At 70.2% G+C, this 14,318-nt stretch carries 15 protein-coding genes; 9 read left to right on the top strand and 6 right to left on the bottom strand.

The window, feature by feature from the left end; genetic code table 11:
- Position 1: 1 nt before the first annotated feature.
- Entirely contained in the window at positions 2-856 is an 855-nt protein-coding gene (locus ACTWQN_RS33235) for an enoyl-CoA hydratase (protein WP_443207602.1), read from the bottom strand.
- 103 nt (positions 857-959) lie between these two features.
- On the opposite strand from ACTWQN_RS33235, the gene ACTWQN_RS33230 reads away from it, so the two are divergent.
- The 3 genes from ACTWQN_RS33230 to ACTWQN_RS33220 all read left to right on the top strand — a co-directional run bounded on the left by ACTWQN_RS33230 (position 960) and on the right by ACTWQN_RS33220 (position 3,693).
- The gene (locus tag ACTWQN_RS33230) at positions 960-2,135 is read left to right on the top strand and encodes an acyl-CoA dehydrogenase family protein (RefSeq protein ID WP_443207601.1); all 1,176 of its coding nucleotides are present in this window, start codon (positions 960-962) and stop codon (positions 2,133-2,135) included.
- Complete coding sequence (locus ACTWQN_RS33225) at positions 2,132-2,905, top strand: SDR family oxidoreductase (RefSeq protein WP_443207600.1); 774 nt, start codon at positions 2,132-2,134, stop codon at positions 2,903-2,905. The genes ACTWQN_RS33230 and ACTWQN_RS33225 overlap by 4 nt, the downstream gene beginning before the upstream one ends.
- Positions 2,906-3,057: 152 nt before the next feature.
- Complete coding sequence (locus ACTWQN_RS33220; protein WP_443207599.1) at positions 3,058-3,693, top strand: TetR/AcrR family transcriptional regulator; 636 nt, start codon at positions 3,058-3,060, stop codon at positions 3,691-3,693.
- Here the strand turns inward: ACTWQN_RS33220 and ACTWQN_RS33215 are convergent.
- The 4 genes from ACTWQN_RS33215 to ACTWQN_RS33200 all read right to left on the bottom strand — a co-directional run bounded on the left by ACTWQN_RS33215 (position 3,650) and on the right by ACTWQN_RS33200 (position 7,230).
- On the bottom strand, positions 3,650-4,726 hold the full coding sequence (locus tag ACTWQN_RS33215; protein WP_443207665.1) for an NAD(P)H-dependent flavin oxidoreductase: 1,077 nt from the start codon (positions 4,724-4,726) through the stop codon (positions 3,650-3,652). The genes ACTWQN_RS33220 and ACTWQN_RS33215 overlap by 44 nt on opposite strands.
- Positions 4,727-4,737: 11 nt before the next feature.
- On the bottom strand, positions 4,738-5,481 hold the full coding sequence (locus tag ACTWQN_RS33210) for a CoA-transferase subunit beta (protein ID WP_443207598.1): 744 nt from the start codon (positions 5,479-5,481) through the stop codon (positions 4,738-4,740).
- Positions 5,482-5,593: 112 nt separating this feature from the next.
- The gene (locus ACTWQN_RS33205) at positions 5,594-6,472 is read right to left on the bottom strand and encodes a CoA transferase subunit A (protein WP_443207597.1); all 879 of its coding nucleotides are present in this window, start codon (positions 6,470-6,472) and stop codon (positions 5,594-5,596) included.
- Positions 6,472-7,230: an enoyl-CoA hydratase family protein gene (locus ACTWQN_RS33200; RefSeq protein ID WP_443207596.1), complete on the bottom strand. Its 759-nt coding sequence runs from the start codon at positions 7,228-7,230 to the stop codon at positions 6,472-6,474. Before ACTWQN_RS33200 ends, ACTWQN_RS33205 begins: the two co-directional genes overlap by 1 nt.
- Before the next feature lie 88 nt (positions 7,231-7,318).
- Between ACTWQN_RS33200 and ACTWQN_RS33195 the strand changes: the two genes are divergently transcribed.
- From ACTWQN_RS33195 to ACTWQN_RS33185, 3 genes are all read left to right on the top strand, one after another.
- Positions 7,319-8,089: an SDR family oxidoreductase gene (locus ACTWQN_RS33195; protein ID WP_443207595.1), complete on the top strand. Its 771-nt coding sequence runs from the start codon at positions 7,319-7,321 to the stop codon at positions 8,087-8,089.
- Positions 8,089-8,985 carry an SDR family oxidoreductase gene (locus tag ACTWQN_RS33190; protein WP_443207664.1) on the top strand — a complete coding sequence of 299 codons (897 nt, stop codon included), beginning with the start codon at positions 8,089-8,091 and terminating at the stop codon, positions 8,983-8,985. The genes ACTWQN_RS33195 and ACTWQN_RS33190 overlap by 1 nt, the downstream gene beginning before the upstream one ends.
- A 254-nt stretch (positions 8,986-9,239) precedes the next feature.
- Complete coding sequence (locus tag ACTWQN_RS33185) at positions 9,240-10,277, top strand: MBL fold metallo-hydrolase (RefSeq protein WP_443207594.1); 1,038 nt, start codon at positions 9,240-9,242, stop codon at positions 10,275-10,277.
- A gap of 73 nt (positions 10,278-10,350) precedes the next feature.
- Here ACTWQN_RS33185 and kstR read toward each other — a convergent pair whose 3' ends face one another.
- Entirely contained in the window at positions 10,351-10,959 is a 609-nt protein-coding gene (gene kstR / locus ACTWQN_RS33180; protein ID WP_443207593.1) for a cholesterol catabolism transcriptional regulator KstR, read from the bottom strand.
- A gap of 163 nt (positions 10,960-11,122) precedes the next feature.
- Here kstR and ACTWQN_RS33175 point away from each other — a divergent pair, with 163 nt between their 5' ends.
- Genes ACTWQN_RS33175 through ACTWQN_RS33165 form a run of 3 tightly spaced genes read left to right on the top strand, consistent with a single transcriptional unit; the run spans position 11,123 to position 14,146 of the window.
- On the top strand, positions 11,123-12,373 hold the full coding sequence (locus ACTWQN_RS33175) for a glycosyltransferase family 4 protein (protein ID WP_443207592.1): 1,251 nt from the start codon (positions 11,123-11,125) through the stop codon (positions 12,371-12,373).
- Positions 12,374-12,375: 2 nt separating this feature from the next.
- Positions 12,376-13,098, top strand: a complete 723-nt coding sequence (locus ACTWQN_RS33170) for a class I SAM-dependent methyltransferase (protein ID WP_443207663.1) — start codon at positions 12,376-12,378, stop codon at positions 13,096-13,098.
- Entirely contained in the window at positions 13,085-14,146 is a 1,062-nt protein-coding gene (locus ACTWQN_RS33165) for a glycoside hydrolase family protein (protein WP_443207591.1), read from the top strand. Before ACTWQN_RS33170 ends, ACTWQN_RS33165 begins: the two co-directional genes overlap by 14 nt.
- Positions 14,147-14,318 lie beyond the last annotated feature (172 nt).

The raw sequence follows: 14,318 nt of genomic DNA, 5'->3' as shown, positions 1-14,318 counted from the left end.
CCTACTCCCGCTCCCGCGCGGCCCGCTTCATGCTGCGCGCGTCCATGCCGCTCAGCGAGTCCTGGCCGACCTCGGCGTTGTGCGCGTGGGCGAAGTGGTGCAGCCCGAAGGTCGAATCCATTCCGCTTTGCAGGCCCATCAGGTCCTCGGCCTGGTTGATCGCCTTCTTCGCCAGCGCCAACCCGAATCCGGGCATCTCGGCGATATCGGAAGCCAGTTCCACGGTGGTGTCCGGTAGTTCCTCGCGCGGCACGACGCGGTTGACCATGCCGATCTCGTAGGCGCGCCGCGCGCTCATCCGCTTGCCGGTGAACAGGAATTCCTTGGCGATGCGCGGCCCGAGCAGCCACGGGTGCGCGAAGTACTCGACGCCGGGAATGCCCATCCGCACCACCGGATCGGCGAAGAAGGCGTCTTCGCTGGCCACGATCAGATCGCACACCCAGGCCAGCATCAGCCCACCGGCCACGCACGCGCCCTGCACCGAGGCGATCGCGGGTTTCGGCATCTCCCGCCACCGGCGGCACATGCCGAGGTAGACCTCCTGCTCGCGGGCGAACCGCGACTCGCCGCCGCGGTGGCGGGTGTGGTCCCACCACAGCCCGGCCCGGCGCGGGTAGCTGACGTCGACGTCGCGTTCCGGGGAGCCGATGTCGTGCCCGGCGGAGAAGTGCGCACCGGCGCCTGCCAGCACGATCACCTTGACCTCGTCGTCCTCGCACGCCCGGTAGAAGGCGTCGTCGAGCGCGTAGGTCATCGCGGAGTTCTGCGCGTTGCGGTAGTCGGGCCGGTTCATCGTCACCACGGCGACCTGCTTCCGGCGCTCGTAGTGCACGACCTCCTGCTCTGCTGCCATCGGGCGCTCCTAGCTCGGCGTTGCGGTTGCGGCACATCGAGGTTAGCTGAACAAGCAAGTGCTTGGTAGAGTCGCTGCGATACCCGAGCAGCTGGGAGGGCGCGTGGACCTCACCGACAGCGCGGCGGAGGCGGAGTTCCGCCACGAGGTGCGGGAATGGCTCGGCGACCACCTCGCCGGGGAGTTCGCCGCGGCTCGCGGGCTGGGCGGGCCGGGCCGCGAGCACGAGGGCTTCGCCGAGCGGTTGGCGTGGGACCGGCTGCTGGCCGAACACGGCTGGACCTGCCTGGGCTGGCCCCGCGAGCACGGCGGCCGGGCGGCCACCGTGCAGCAGCAGGTGATCTTCCACGAGGAGTACGCGCGGGCCGAGGCGCCGGTGCGGGTCGGTCACATCGGCGAGGAACTGCTCGGCCCGACGCTGATCGCCTTCGGCAGCCCGGCGCAGCAGCGGCGGTTCCTGCCGGAGATCGTCGCGGTGCGCGAGCTGTGGTGCCAGGGCTACTCCGAGCCGGGCGCCGGATCCGACCTGGCGAACGTGGCCACCACCGCCGAGCTGCGCGGCGACGAGTGGGTGATCGACGGGCAGAAGGTGTGGACGTCGTTGGCGCACGTCGCGGACTGGTGCTTCGTGCTGGTCCGCACCGATCCCGGGCAGCGCCGCCACCACGGCCTGTCCTACCTGCTGGTGCCGATGGACCAGCCGGGCGTGCAGGTGCGGCCGATCCGGCAGCTGACCGGCACCTCGGAGTTCAACGAGGTGTTCTTCGACGACGCCCGCACCGACGCGGTCAACGTGGTCGGCGAGATCGGGGCCGGTTGGCGGGTCGCGATGGGCACGCTCGGCTTCGAACGGGGTATCGGCACGGTCGACCAGCAGGTCGTGTTCCGCCGCGAACTCGCCGCCATCACCGAACTGGCCCGTGCCAACGGATCCATCGACGATCCGCTGCTGCGGGACCGGATCGCGCAGGCCTGGATCGGGTTGGAGGCGCTGCGCTGCACGGTGTTGCGGACCCTGGGCGCGGCCGGTCCGCCCGGTTCGGAGTCCTCGGTGGTGAAGCTGCTCTGGTCCACTTTCCACCGGGGGCTCGGCGAGCTGGCGATGGAGGTGGCCGGGGCGGGCGGACTGCTCACCAGGGGTGCGCCGTACGACCTCGACGCCTGGCAGCGGCTGTTCCTGTTCAGCCGCGCCGACACGATCTACGGCGGCTCCAACGAGATCCAGCGCAACATCATCGCCGAGCGCGTGCTCGGCCTGCCCAGGGAGGCCAGGCCATGACAGCTCCGCCGCCCGCGCACGGATTGCTGGTCGGCAAGACCGCCGTGGTCACCGCCGCGGCGGGCACCGGGATCGGCTCGGCGGTGGCCCGCCGGATGCTGGCGGAAGGCGCGCGGGTGCTGATCAGCGACCGGCACGAGCGGCGGTTGGCCGCCACCCGCGCCGAACTCGCCGAGCTGCCCGGTGCCGAGATCGCGGCGGTGGCCTGCGACGTGACCGACGAAACGCAGGTGCAGCGGATGTTCGACGCCGCGACCAGCACCTTCGGGCAGGTCGACGTGGTGGTGAACAACGCCGGGCTGGGCGGAACGGCGTCGATCCTGGACATGACCGACGAGCAGTGGCACCGGGTCCTGGACGTCACGCTGAACGGCACCTTCCGGTGCACCCGAGCGGCGGTCCGGCTCTTCCGCGAGCAGGGCAACGCCGGTGTGGTGGTCAACAACGCTTCGGTGATCGGCTGGCGCGCGCAGGCCGGGCAGGCCCACTACGCGGCTGCGAAGGCCGGGGTGATGGCGCTGACCAGGTGCGCGGCGCTCGATGCGGCGCCGCTGGGCGTGCGGATCAACGCGGTCGCGCCGAGCCTGGTGATGCACGAGAACCTGGCGAAGGTGACTTCCGACGAGCTGCTCGCGGAACTCACCGCGCGGGAGGCCTTCGGCCGATCCGCGCAGCCGTGGGAGGTCGCCAACGCGGTCGTCTTCCTGGCCAGCGACTATTCGACCTACCTCACCGGCGAGGTCATCTCGGTCAGCAACCAGCACCCGTGACCCGGCCGAACCGAGGCCGGGAACAGGGCTCTGATCGCCCTGTTCGTGATCGTGTTTTGAAGCGGCGAAGCCGCTTGGCCCACGTACGCGACCGGCACCCCCGCACCACCACCCAAGACGAGTTCGAGGAGAGGTTCTGAGAGGATGGTTCCGTGGTATCGACCAAGCGCTTGTCCGCCCGCAACCGCCCGGCGCGGGACTCCGGCTCCGAACGGCGCGCCGAGCTGCTGGCCATCGCCGGTGAGCTGTTCGCCAGCCGAGGCTTCCTCGCGACGACCGTGCGGGACATCGCCGATGCCGCGGGCATCCTCTCCGGCAGCCTGTACCACCACTTCGACTCCAAGGAGTCGATGGTCGACGAGATCCTCCGCGAGTTCCTCGACGCCCAGCGCCGGACCAACGAGCAGGTGCTGCGGGAGGCCAGCGATCCGCGCACCGCCATCACCGAACTCATCCGGCAGTCCTTCGGTGCGATGCAGCACCACCAGGCGGCGATCGCGATCTTCCAGAACGAATCGAAGTACCTCGCGCAGTTCGAGCGGTTCGGCTACCTGCAACAGGCGGCCAACGAGTTCGAGCGGACCTGGACCAGGGTGTTGCAGGAGGGGCAGCGCTCCGGCGCCTTCCGCGCCGACCTCAACGTCAAGTTGGCCTACCGCTTCATCCGCGACATGGTGTGGACGACCGTGCACTGGTACAACCCGCGCGGAAAGCTCACCGCCAACGTCATCGCGGACCAGTACATCAAAATCCTGTGTGACGGGATTGTGGGCGCGCCATCTCGGTGATGGTCGAGAGCACGCGCGCCGCTTCGGTGACGATGCGGTCGATCAGCTCCTCGCAGCTGGGCAGCTCGTCGATGACTCCGACCGCCTGACCGGCGGGCAGCACCCCGGCATCGGCGCGGCCGTCCACCAGCGCGGACTTGATCAGCATCGGGGTGTTGGCGGCCAGCAGCACCCGAGCCAGCGGCAGGTGCTGCGCGCGCCGCATCGCCAGGCCGTCGGTGATGAGCCGCCGCCAGCTCATGCCGGTCATCGCCTTGAACGCGACGGCCTGCCGCAGCGCGTCGGGCAGCCTGCGCAGCAGGCCGCGGGACTCGGCCGCCTCGGTCAGCTCGGTGCGCAGCATCCGGTGCGGCAGACCATCGATCCGGGAAGTCACCACGGTGTCCGACACGGCAGCGTCCAAATAGGACTGCTTGACTTCGCGCGGTACCCGGCTGTCGGAGGTCAGCAGGAACCGGGTGCCCATCGCCACCCCGGCCGCGCCGTAGCACAACGCGGCGGCCAAGCCGCGGCCGTCGAAGAAGCCACCGGCCGCGATCACCGGGATGTCCACCGCGTCGACCACCTGCGGCAACAGCAGCGTCGTCGCGACGGACCCGGTGTGGCCACCGCCTTCGCCGCCCTGCACCAGGACGGCGTCCGCGCCCCAACCGGCCACCTTCTCGGCGTGCCGCCGGGCGCCGATCGACGGGATGACCACGACTCCGGCGTCCTTGAGCTTGCCGATCAACCGCTGGCTGGGGGCCAGCGCGAAGGACGCGACCTTCACCTGCTCGCGGATCAGCAGGTCGACGCGCTCTTCGGCGTCGGCGGCGTCGGCCCGCAGGTTGACGCCGAACGGGTTCGCGGTGCGGCCCTTGACCTCGCGCACCGCATCGGCCAACTGCGGCAGCGTCATCGTCGCGGAGGCGAGGACGCCCAGCCCGCCAGCTTCAGCGGTGGCCGACACCAGGCTGGGACCGGCCACCCAGCCCATTCCGGTCTGCACCACGGGATGGCGAACTCCGGTCAGCTCGCACAGCGTGGTGCGCAGCAGCTGCGGGATCACCCCGGAACCTCCTGGTCGCGCAGGTTCGCCGGATCGATCCGGTGCCGGATCAGCGCCAACTCCTCGTCGGTGGGCAGCCGGGTCTCGGCGACCGAGTCGATCGCGAGCTCGAACCCGGTCCGCGCCTGGACGTCCGCGACGCTGACACCCGGATGCACCGAACGCAGCCGCATGGCGCGGTCCGGACCGGTGAAGTCCAGCACCGCCAGATCGCTGACCACCACCCGCACGTCGTGGAACCGCGCGCCGACCTGCCGCGCCCGGTCGTGGCCGACCCCGGCGACCAGATCGACGGATGTCACGAAGACCTTGGTGCTGTGCTTGGCGACCCAGTAGTTGGTGGTGTGGTTGACCGTGTTGCCCGGCGCACCGCGCACCCCGATCAGCTGGACCTTCGGCTTGTCCCACGGCCCGATGCGGGAGATGTTCTGGTTGCCGTAGCGATCCACCTGCGAGGCGCCCATCATGACCCGCCGCCGCCCACCGGCGAGCAGGTCGAGCACCCGGCCGTAAGGCATCCAACCTTCCACGGTGCCGGTGGCCTCGGCGCCCAACGCGGTCGGTTCGGCCAGCAGCATCGCCTCACCGTCGGTGAGCAGCAGGTCGGGCGCGGTGGTCAGCCGGGCCAGCCGGGCACCGATCGACGGGATCACCCCGAACGGCGAGGCCAGCACCGCACCGGCATCGCGCCAGGTGTCAGCACACGCGACAGCGCAGACTTCAGCTCGGCTGATCGTCACGCCGGTACTCCTAACTTTGTGCTGCGGCTACTGGAGACTTGAGCGAAGCGGACATACATGAGTCGGGGATCCCGGAGCCGAGAAGGCTTCTGAGGTTCCGCTACCCGCACTGCTACGCAAGGCGACCACTAACCCTTTCCTGAGCGTGGAAGGCTGTGACCGCTGCTTGGTAGCTCTGCTCGTCGCCGTCGAGGAACTCTTCACGGAAGGCCGCCCACTGCTGCGGTTTGGCGCTGGTGGCGTATCGGCGTTGGAACGCCTCGTCCCGCCAGTAGTCCGGTGCGCAGCTGGTGAAATGCGCCCCGCGCGGTGTCTCCACCACGCCATCCGGGTGGATCCGGTTGATCAGCAACGACTGCGGCGGTCCGCCCGCCAGCAGCTCTTCGGTCGGGACGAGCTGCTCGCAGCTGACGAAGCTGTGCCGAGCCGCCGCGCACATCAGATCGTCGAAATACGGGTCCGGGCCGAGGTATTGGGCGTTGCCGAAGCGGTCCGCCCGGTTCATGTGCACCAGCGCCACGTCGAGGTGCAGGGCGGGCATCGCCACCAGTTCCTCGCCGTCGGGGTAGGGCGAGGTCACCGTGCGCAGGCCGGGATTGAGCGCCAGCACATCCGAACCCAGTCCGGCGCGAGTGGGCAGGAAGGGCAACCGCGCGGCAGCGGCGCGCAATCCCGCCAGCACCATGCCCTCGTCGTACTCCGCCACTGCCAGTTCGCCGCGTTGGCGGGCGGCCCGGAAGTGCGGGTCGAGCGCGATCGAGTCCAGCGACACGAATCCGAAGACGACCTCGCGGACTTTGCCCGCCGCGCAGAGCAATCCGACGTCCGGCCCGCCGTAGGAGACCAGGGTCAGGTCCCGCAGCGGGGTGCGCAGGATCGCGCGGACCAGCGCCATCGGCTTGCGGCGCGACCCCCAGCCGCCGATGCCGATCGTCATGCCGTCGGCCAACCGGGAGACCACGTCGTCGGTGGTCAACACCTTGTCCTGCACTACGCCTCCGCTTCTGGTCCGTTGTGGACGAATTCGGCGCGGGCCCGGTCGGACACCCCGGTGAGGTTGAGTTCGAAGGTGAAGCCCTGCTCGAAGCGGTAGCTGCGGTTGACGTCGATCGGGTCGATGCCGTTGAGCGATTCCTTGGCCCTGCGCACCACCAGCGGGTCCTTGGCGGCGATCTCCTCGGCCAGCCGCAGCGCCGCGTCGGCCAACTCCTCGCGGGGCACCACCTGCCACACCGAACCGAAGTTCAGCAGTTGTCGCGCGGTGACGGTCTGACCGGTGTAGAACATCGCGCGCATCGTGTGCTGCGGCACCAGCCGGGACAGGTGGGTGGCCGCACCGAGCGCACCGCGATCCACCTCGGGCAGCCCGAAGGTGGCGTCCTCGGCGGCGATGATGATGTCGGAGTTGCCCACCAGTCCGATCCCGCCGCCCAAGCAGAACCCGTGCACCGCGCTGATCACCGGCACCGGGCACTCGTAGACGGCCTTGAACGCGGCGTAACAACCGTGGTTTACCGCGACGAGCTTGGTGTGTCCGCTGTCCGCGGCGAGTTCCTTGATGTCCACACCCGCGTTGAAGCCCCGTCCCGCGGCTTGCAGCACCACCACGCGGGTTTCCGGGTCGGTGCCGCTGGTGCGCAGTGCCGCGGCGAGATCGTGCCAACCCCGCACCGGGATTGCGTTCACCGGCGGATGATCGACGGTGAGGACCACGACCCCGCGGTCCCGGCGTTCGATGTGCGTGCCCATGACACCTACCGAACCTAGCACTTGTTTGGTTGGCTTGTTACGGTAGCAACACCGGAGGACGTGCCGCCAGCACCGAACGGGAGGCCGGATGGCCATCGAGATCGACCTCGCCGGCCGCGTCGTGCTGGTGACCGGCGGCACCCGCGGCATCGGAGCCGGGATCGCCGAGACGTTCCTGCGAGCCGGTGCCCAGGTCTACACCTGCGCGCGAAAACCGGTCGAGCGGCTCCCGGCGCACGGTGCGCGGTCGGCGCGGTTCCGGCTGGCGGATGTGCGGGATGAAGAGCAGGTCGAGGATTTGATCGCGGACGTCGTGCGCCGATCGGGGCGGCTCGACGTGGTGGTCAACAATGCGGGCGGCACACCGGTGGCCGACACCGCCAGCGCCTCGATCCGGCTGCACCGCAAGATCGTCGAGCTGAACCTGATCGCCCCGCTGCTCGTCGCGCAGCACGCCCGACCGGTGCTGGCCGCGCACGGCGGCTGCATCATCATGATCAGCAGCGTCTCGGGCAGGCGCCCGTCGCCGGGCACCGCCGCCTACGGCGCGGCCAAGGCCGGATTGGAGAACCTCACCGGCACCCTCGCGCAGGAATTCGCGCCGCGAGTCCGGGTGAACGCGGTCGCCGTCGGCCTGGTCCGATCGGACGACCAGGCGGAGCACTACGGCGACGAACCGGCCGCGATCAGCGCCATCGTGCCGATGGGGCGGCTCGCCGAGCCAGCGGACGTGGGCAACGCGTGCGCCTTCCTGGCCTCGCCGATGGCCTCGCACATCACCGGCTCGACGGTGACGGTGGACGGCGGCGGCGAACGGTCGGCCTACCTCACCGCGGTGCGGACCGGAGGAGACGGGTGATCTGCGCAGGCCGAGTCGTGATCGTCACGGGCGCCGGGCGCGGCCTGGGACGGGCGCACGCGCTGGAATTCGCCCGGCAGGGCGCGAAGGTCGTGGTCAACGACCTCGGCGTGGGACTCGACGGCAGCGGCGGCGGCGACCAGCCCGCCCAGCAGGTGGTCGCCGAGATCCGGGCGCTGGGCGGCGAAGCCGTGGTGCACGGCGCCGACGTCGCCGACTGGGAGCAGGCGCGCGAACTGGTGGCCTTCGCCGTGGAGCGCTTCGGCGGCCTCGATGTGCTGGTGAACAACGCGGGTGTCGTGCGCGACCGGATGTTCGTCAACCTGACCGAAGCCGAGTGGGACCAGGTGATCCGGGTGCACCTCAAGGGGCATGCCGCGACACTGCGCCACGCGGCGGAGTACTGGCGGGATCGCGCGAAAGCCGGTGCGCCGGTGCGGGCCCGGGTCGTCAACACCACCTCCGGCGCCGGGCTGCTCGGCAGCATCGGGCAGACCAACTACGCCGCCGCGAAGGCCGGAATCGTCGCGCTCACCGTCAACACCGCCGCCGAACTCGCGCGGTACGGCGTCACGGTGAACGCGATCGCACCGTCGGCGCGGACCCGGATGACCGAGGACGTCTTCGCCGACTCGATGGCGCGGCCCGCCGACGGATTCGACGGGATGGCACCGGAGAACGTCTCGCCGCTGGTGGTCTGGTTGGGCAGCGCGGCGGCGGGTGACGTCACCGGGCGGGTTTTCGAGGTCCAGGGCGGTCAGCTGACGGTGGCCACCGGGTGGCGCCGCGGCCCGTCCCGCGACGCGGGGCGGCGGTGGGAACCGGCGGAGATCGGCCCGGTGGTGCGCGAACTGCTCACCGAAGCCCCCGAACCGGAGCCGGTGTACGGGACGTGACTCTCCGGGTGAGCGGCGCCCGCCCGGGACAACGGTCGAGAGTTCCCCTCGTCCGCAGTGGACGAATCTGCTGCTGGCTCGTGAGTGGTTGTTCCGGTAAGAGCCGGGATCTGCACTCACGAGCACGTGCTGCCGAGCTCCGCTCGCCTTTTCCGGCGTGAAAAATCTCCTTGAAGAAGCAGCGAATCCGGCGGGCCCGGGGGAGCGTCGGGTTAGGCTCGCTGGAGCGGTGTGCTGCCAACGGGAGGTCGACGGTGAAAGACGGTGCGGCAGAAGCGCGTCACGCCTGGATCGAGCCGGGGGTGTTCGAGGTGGCGCCGGGCGTGCACCGGATTCCACTGCCACTGCCAGGCGACGGGCTGCGGGCGGTTAACGTCTACGCCATCGAGGACACCGACGGCCTGGTGCTCATCGACTCCGGCTGGGCCCTTGATGAGGCCCGCGACCAGCTCGAATCCGCGTTGGGCAAGCTGGGTTACGGCTTCGAGGACGTGCAGCGCTTCCTGGTCACCCACGCGCACCGCGACCACTACACGCTCGCGGTGACGCTGCGCCGCACCTTCGGATCCCGGATCAGCCTCGGCGCCGACGAGCAGCCCTCGGTGGCGGCGATCATCGCCAATCGGCAGGACGCTGAGGCGCGGCGCCTGCGGCGGTGGGGCGCCGACGAACTGCTGGCGAAGTTGGCCGACGCGTTCGGCGGCAAGCCGCCGAAGTCGCGCAGCCCCTACGAACTGCCGGACGAATGGCTGGAAGGCAAGGTGGAGATCCCGCTGGCGAGCCGCACCCTGCTCGCCGTGCCGACTCCGGGACACACCCGGGGGCACCTGGTGTTCCTGGATTCGGCGTCCGCGCTGCTGTTCTCCGGCGACCACGTCCTGCCGCACATCACGCCGTCCATCGGCGTCGAACCCGAACGCGCCGAACTCCCGCTGCGCGACTACCTGGATTCGCTGCGGCTGATGCGGTCCTACCCGGACATGCGGCTGCTACCGGCACACGGCCCGGTCACCGGCAGCTCGCACACCCGAATCGCGGAACTGCTGCAACACCACGAACAACGCCTGGACCAAACCGCCGAAGTGGTCCGCAGCGGTGCGAGCACCGCCTACGAGGCAGCCCTGAAACTCGGCTGGACGCGCCACAACCGCAAGCTGCTCGACCTGGACCTGTTCAACCAAGTCCTGGCAGTCGGCGAAACCAACGCCCACCTGGACGTCCTCGTCACCCGAGGCATCCTCACCTCATCCGAGACGGACGGAGCACTGCACTACACCACCCCACCCGAGTGATCTTTTCGAGGTGAAGGGCACCTTCGACCGGCATAGTCGGCGAAAGGTGCCCTTCACCCACCACCTGAACGGGTCAGGCGAGTAGCAGGCGGACGGTTAGTTCCAGGCGGTTGGAGACGTCCGAGGCCGATGCGCGGCGGGTTACCCAGGCGACCAGGTTGGACAGCCATACGTCGGTGATCACACGGGCGATCGCCTTCTCCTCGTCGGTCGGCTCGCCGTCGGTCATGGCATTGGTGAAGAACCGCTCGGCCAACGCCGCGACCGTGTCGACCTCGGCCGCCGCGGAGGTGTCGGCGAACATGAAGGCACGGGTCATCGCCTCGGTCAGCTGCGGGTTGCGCTGCAACGAGCGGGTGGTGCGGCTGAGCACGAACATGACCCGCTCGTAAGGCGTTTCACCCGTCACCTTGGTGCGGTCCATCTTGTCCAAGGCCCGCTCGAACTCCCTGGCCAGGCCGGTCACCAGCAGGTGGACCTTGGACGGGAAGTACCGGTAGAGCGTGCCCAGCGCCACGTCGGCCTTCTCCGCCACGGTTCGCATCTGGACCGCGTCGTAGCCGCCCTTGGTGGCCAGCGCGATGGTCGCGTCGATGATGCGCTTGCGGCGTTCGTGCTGGGCCGTGGAACCGGTCTCGTCGTCCCGGAGCGCCTGGAGGACATTGCGCGAAGTGCTTTCCATGCAGCGTCGGTCCCCTCGAAAACTCGTTGGTCGAAAACCGCGTGTTCGTCGCCACGCAGCTCATCGCACTACCACCCTGACGGGTTAAGGTGATCGACGTGGTTCGATCGAAACATGTTCCAGTCTACCCAGCCCGCCGGCCGCGGGCGGTGTGAGGTGAGTCGTGCGGATCGCGTTGCTGTCCTACCGGAGCAAGCCGCACTGCGGCGGGCAAGGCGTCTACGTCCGGCACCTCAGCAAGGGGCTGGCCGAACTGGGGCACCACGTCGAGGTGTTCTCCGGGAAGCCGTACCCGGAGCTGGCTCCGGGCGTGGACCTGACCGCGGTGGACAGCCTCGACCTCTACGACGAGGCCGATCCGTTCCGCACCCCGAACTGGCGGGAACTGCGTGACACCGTCGACCTGCTGGAGGTCGCCACCATGTGGTCCGCGGGGTTCCCGGAGCCGCTGACGTTCAGCCTGCGCGCCGCGAAGCTGCTGCGCGCGCGATCCCACGAGTTCGACGTGGTGCACGACAACCAGTGCCTCGGCTACGGCCTGCTGTCCCTGCAACGAGCCGGAATCCCGCTGGTGGCGACGGTGCACCACCCCATCACGCACGATCGCCGGGTCGAGCTGGCCGGGGCCACCGGCTGGCAGCGGCTCGGGGTGCGCCGCTGGTACGGGTTCACCCGCATGCAGGGCCGGGTGGCCCGGCGGATCCCGCAGCTGCTGACCGTCTCGGAGTCCTCAGCGGCCGACATCGGGCGCGATTTCGGGGTCGCCCCCGGCCAGTTGCGGGTGGTGCCGCTGGGGGTGGACGCCGAGGTGTTCAAGCCGCCGACCGCGCCGCGGGTGCCCGGCCGCATCGTGGCGATGGCCAGCGCGGACACCCCGATGAAGGGCATCGGCACGCTGCTCGAAGCGGTCGCGAAGCTGCGCACCGAACGCACCGTGGAACTGGTGCTGGTCGCCCGGCCGACCCCCGGCGGCCCGACCGAGCAGCGCATCGAGGAGCTGGCCATCGGGGACGTGGTGCGCACCGTCAGCGGACTCAGCGACGCCGCGCTCGCGGAACTGCTCGGCTCCGCCGAAGTGGCCTGCGTGCCGTCGCTGTACGAGGGGTTCTCGCTGCCGACCGTCGAGGCGATGGCCTGCGCGACACCGCTGGTGGCCAGCCGCGCCGGGGCGATCCCGGAGGTCGCCGGGCCCGACGGCGAATGCGCCGACCTGGTTCCGCCGGGCGATGCCGAAGCGCTGGCCAAGGCGCTGGCCGCGCTGCTCGACTCCGACGATCGGCGGCAGCGGCTCGGCGCAGCGGGCCGCGCTCGGGTTTTGGCGAAGTACAGCTGGAAATCGGTGGCAGCCGCGACGGTCGACTGCTACGCCGACGCGATCGCGCGCGGGGTCGGGAAGGGAGCAGCGCGTTGCTGACGGTGGACTTCGAGAAGCTCGGCGTGCGGCCGGGGCAGCGAGTGCTGGACCTGGGCTGCGGTGCGGGGCGGCACGCCTTCGAGCTCTATCGCCGCGGGGCGGACGTGATCGCCTTCGACCAGGACGTCGCCGAGTTGGCGAACGTGGCGGCGATGTTCGCCGCGATGAAGGCCGAGAACCAGGTGCCCGACGGCGCCAGTGCGCAAACCGTCTCCGGTGACGCGCTGGCGCTGCCGTTCCCCGACGAGCACTTCGACTGCGTGATCGCCTCGGAGATCATGGAGCACATCCCCGAGGACGAGAAGGCGATGCGCGAAATGGTGCGCGTCGTCAAGCCCGGCGGCCGGGTGGTGGTGACGGTGCCGCGCCGGTGGCCGGAGCAGATCTGCTGGGCGCTGTCCGACGAATACCACCAGGTCGAGGGCGGCCACGTGCGGATCTACACCGCCGACGAGCTGATCGGCAAGCTCCGCGACGCGGGCCTGCGCCCGGCGTTCCACCACTACGCGCACGCGCTGCACTCGCCTTACTGGTGGCTCAAGTGCGCCGTGGGCACCGACAACGACGACCACCCGCTGCCGAAGCTCTACCACCGGTTCCTGGTCTGGGACCTGATGAAGCGGCCGTGGATCACCCGCACCGCGGAACAGCTGCTGGATCCCGTGCTGGGCAAGAGCATCGCGGTCTACCTGGGCAAGCCGGGAACTGCCCGTGCCGGGGCCTGAAGTACCGGGCGTGCTGTCCGCCGAGGCAGCCGCCCAGACCGGCAAGGCCATCGCCGCGACCCAGCTGGCATCGGGTGCGGTGCCGTGGTTCCCGGGCGGGCACGTGGACCCGTGGGACCACGTCGAGTCCGCGATGGCGATGGCCGCGACGGGCCTGCTCGCCGAGGCGGCGGGCGCCTACTCGTGGCTGCGCGACACCCAGCGCGCGGACGGGTCCTGGCCGTTGCAGGTGCGCGACGGGCAGATCGAGGACGCCGGGGCGGACACCAACTTCTGCGCCTATCCGGCCGTCGGGGTGTGGCATTACGTGCTGATCAGCGGCGATCGACGGTTCGCGGCGCGGATGTGGCCGGTGGTGCGCGCCGCGGTCGACTTCGTGCTCACCGTGCAGCGCGAGCGCGGCGAGATCGACTGGGCGGTGGGGGAGTTCGGCGTTCCGACCGGTGCAGCGCTGCTGTCGGGGTGTTCCAGCATCCACCACAGCCTGCGCTGCGCGTTGGCCCTCGCCGAGTACCTGGACCGGCCGCAGCCGGGCTGGGAGGTGGCGTTGGGCAGGCTCGGGCACGCGTTGCGTCGGCATCCCGAAGCGTTCACGCCGAAGCACCGGTATTCGATGGACTGGTACTACCCGGTGCTGGGGGGTGCGCTGCGCGGCGCGGCCGGGCGGCAGCGGTTGTTCGAGCGCTGGTCGGACTTCGTGGTCGACGGGCTCGGGGTGCGCTGCGTCGACGATCGCCCGTGGGTCACCGGTGCGGAGACCTGCGAACTGGTGTTGAGCCTCGATGCGGTGGACGAGCCGGAGCGGGCGCGGGAGCTGTTGGCCGCGATGCAGCACCTGCGCGACCCGGACGGCTCGTACTGGACCGGGTTGGTCTACGCCGACGGCAAGCGCTGGCCCGAGGAACGCACCACCTGGACCGGCGCGGCGGTCGTGCTGGCCGCGGACGCGCTGTCGCGCACCACACCGGGCAACGGGATCTTCCGCGGCGAAGGACTCCCGACGGGCCTGCCGGTGGAGAACGTCCCCTGCTGCGAACTCGTCCGGTGAGCCGGACATACATGAGTCGGGGATCGGCGGAGTCGAGACGGCGTCTGAGGGCCTGTCTTCGAACTCGTCCTGCTTCGCGGTGCGGGTGGCAGACCTGGCGATTTCGCGCGAAATCGCCACCCGCCCCGCGTGGGAGACGGCGATTTCGCGCGAAATCGCCCACCTCACCCGA

The organism is Saccharopolyspora antiqui, from assembly GCF_052246905.1.
Classification (GTDB): Bacteria; Actinomycetota; Actinomycetes; order Mycobacteriales; family Pseudonocardiaceae; genus Saccharopolyspora.
Note: the sequence above shows the minus strand (reverse complement) of the source record. Positions and strands in the feature narration are given on the sequence as shown.

Coding starts and splice junctions, on each gene's coding strand:
- kstR (WP_443207593.1), bottom strand. CDS start 10,959: ATGGAAAGCACTTCGCGCAATGTCCTCCAGGCGCTCCGGGACGACGAG.
- ACTWQN_RS33235 (WP_443207602.1), bottom strand. CDS start 856: ATGGCAGCAGAGCAGGAGGTCGTGCACTACGAGCGCCGGAAGCAGGTC.
- ACTWQN_RS33200 (WP_443207596.1), bottom strand. CDS start 7,230: ATGGGCACGCACATCGAACGCCGGGACCGCGGGGTCGTGGTCCTCACC.
- ACTWQN_RS33195 (WP_443207595.1), top strand. CDS start 7,319: ATGGCCATCGAGATCGACCTCGCCGGCCGCGTCGTGCTGGTGACCGGC.
- ACTWQN_RS33225 (WP_443207600.1), top strand. CDS start 2,132: ATGACAGCTCCGCCGCCCGCGCACGGATTGCTGGTCGGCAAGACCGCC.